3 protein-coding genes are annotated in these 2,662 nt (G+C 37.0%); all 3 read left to right on the top strand.

Annotated features, from left to right (window positions below; all coding sequences use genetic code 11):
- On the top strand, positions 1 to 251 hold a 251-nt coding region (locus CBG25_RS00470; RefSeq protein WP_290603699.1), incomplete at its 5' end, for an IS30 family transposase.
- Positions 244 to 471, top strand: a complete 228-nt coding sequence (locus tag CBG25_RS00475) for a type II toxin-antitoxin system YafO family toxin (RefSeq protein ID WP_290603701.1) — start codon at positions 244 to 246, stop codon at positions 469 to 471. The genes CBG25_RS00470 and CBG25_RS00475, both read left to right, overlap by 8 nt.
- Before the next feature lie 171 nt (positions 472 to 642).
- Complete coding sequence (locus CBG25_RS00480; protein ID WP_290603703.1) at positions 643 to 1,875, top strand: MFS transporter; 1,233 nt, start codon at positions 643 to 645, stop codon at positions 1,873 to 1,875.
- Positions 1,876 to 2,662: the final 787 nt, after the last annotated feature.

The raw sequence follows: 2,662 nt of genomic DNA on the forward strand, positions 1-2,662 counted from the left end.
TGCATAAACAGATAACTGAGATCACCGGTGCTAATGTCTTCTTTGCCAGGCCTTATCACTCATGGGAGCGTGGTTTAAATGAACACAGTAACGGACTTATCCGCCGTTTTTACCCAAAAGGAACGGATTTCAACTCAGTCACGGACAACGAGATTGCAGAACTTGAGCACATACTTAATACTCGGGGACGAAAATCGTTGGGCTATTTTTCTCCAAATGAAGTATTTTTAGCTCATCTAATGGCTGCATAACGTTTTATGGGTTTGTTGCGTTTCGACTGGGAATGGGCCACAGTGGAACAGTACCAGTGATGCATTTATTATTTATTCTTATTTTATCGACAAAGATGGCGACCATCATTTTTATATAATCGACCTGCTCCTTGATAATGCACATAATATTATAGAAAATAACAGCCAAATCCTAAAATGGGTCGCTATCGCTAAAAAATTTCGACTACAAAATATCTGATATAGTGTAATAAGAGCACTAAAATTCCATGCTTACCTTAATCTACTGTGCGATAAAAGAAACTGGATTTTGTTATACTAATTGAAATAAAATCACACCTGTCCGTTATTGACTATTATATCAATACTCAAAGCGAGCCATACAGTTACCTATTTTAATAAGAATAAACTCATGCGCACATCCTCTTTGTCAAAGTCAGAACGTATATTCTTTCCGTTAAGTTTAACGTTATTTGAATTTAGCGTGTACATCGCTAACGATATGATCCAACCCGCCATGTTAGAAGTGGTAGCAAATTTCAATGCTGGCGTAAAATGGATCCCCACCTCCATGACAGCATTTCTGGCCGGGGGCGTCTTCTTAGAATGGTTATTTGGCCCATTATCAGACAGACGTGGTCGACGTCCAATTATGCTCATTGGCGTCTTGTTTTTTATTATTAGCTGTTTAGCCATTTTGCTCGTTTCGAATATTGAGCAATTCATTGCCATGCGATTCTTACAAGGCATTGGGCTGTGCTTTATCGGTTCAGTCGGCTATGCAACTATTCAAGAGGCTTTCAACGAAACCGTCTGCGTCAAAATTATTGCACTAATGGCCAATGTGGCTTTAATAGCACCATTACTGGGACCATTGGCCGGCGCTACTTTAATCAATATCCTTCCCTGGCAAGGCATATTTATTATTTTTGCTATTTTAGCTTTGATCGCATTCGTCGGCTTATTTTTCTTCATGCCAGAAACCGTAACGCAAAAAGGGGAAACATTATCTTTTCCCCATTTATGGCGTGATTATAAACAGGTACTGAAGAATCAGCATTTTATCAGCGGCGCACTTGCGATAGGATTTGCCGCCGTACCACTACTAGCTTGGATAGCACTCTCCCCTGTTATTATCATAAGTGGAGAACAGCTCTCAATGCTGATCTATGGATTATTACAAATACCAGTTTTCGGTGGATTAATTATTGGTAACCTAACATTAAGCCGTCTAACTGGAAAAAAAACTTTAGTTCAGTTAATTAAATTTGGTGGTAAGCCGATAATCATTGGTCTGATAATAGCTGCCAGTTCAATATTTTCCTCATCAGGCGCTTACCTATGGATAACGGCGGGTCTAACTGTATACGCATTCGGGCTTGGAATGACGAACGCCTGTTTAATCCGATTAACTTTATTTTCCAGTGATGTCAGCAAAGGCACTGTTTCTGCCGCTATGGGCATCATTAACATGGTAATATTTATTTTAGGCATAGAGCTTGCCAAAATAGTTTATCTATGGAGAGATGAAGGTGCCTTTAATTTGCTAAATTTATTTTGCGGGTTATGCTGGTTGCTTTTAGCTACGTTTTTTACTTACAAACTCCCCCGAAAAGAAGAAGCATCCACGATTAAACAACTTTGACAATTTCTTTCTTATCATCCGAACAGCCACAGCTAGCAGCTGTGGCTAATGAAACTTTTGCATCCAACCATTCCCGCTAGCACTTTCATTTTAGCGCATCCTCTTTTACGACAGGAAAAGTGGATGCCGAATAATATGAAATTTATCCTTTATTTTATATTTAGTATTAAGAAAATTTTTATTGGTTAACTACCAAATAGTCTCTCACGCTGGTAGTGTAAAAAGTTATATAAAAAATACAATACTTACATCTTGATAGAATTTTATTGCCTTTACACTAATGCTATTGAGTTACCATATTAAGTTGGGTATTATTAGTTAATAAATTTTATTTATATATGGAGCGTAAATTATGCAATCATTGTACAAAATTATTATTGTTACGTTTTTTTTATCCTTTAGTTATTTATCATTAGCTGAAAATGGCAATATAACTAAAGATACAAATAGAAAATCAAGCACTAAATGTTTTATACGTTTTGACAATTCTGATAATTGTATTCCTACAAACACAATCAACGACAATTTACCTAATACGCAGTGATTTTTAATTTTAACAGTAAAAAAGTATTCTGTGATTAAGTTTAAGAATCTTTTATTTAATAATGGGCACCTCGAAAAACCTAAGCCGAGTTTGATTTTGCTGATAAAGTTATCGGAAGCTGGTCTACTGAGCTAACCACCATGAAGAAACGCAGCGCCATTAAGAATGACCTCTTTGCAAACCAGTATCACCAACAGACGATCGACAAGTTGGGTGACCCGCTGGTCAAGATCGAAACCTGTA

It is taken from the genome of Arsenophonus sp. ENCA (assembly GCF_002287155.1).
GTDB classification, from domain to species: Bacteria; Pseudomonadota; Gammaproteobacteria; order Enterobacterales; family Enterobacteriaceae; genus Arsenophonus; species Arsenophonus nilaparvatae.

What these genes read in the sequence shown, in the direction of transcription:
- CBG25_RS00480 (WP_290603703.1), top strand. Translation starts at nt 643, where the DNA reads ATGCGCACATCCTCTTTGTCAAAGTCAGAACGTATATTCTTTCCGTTA.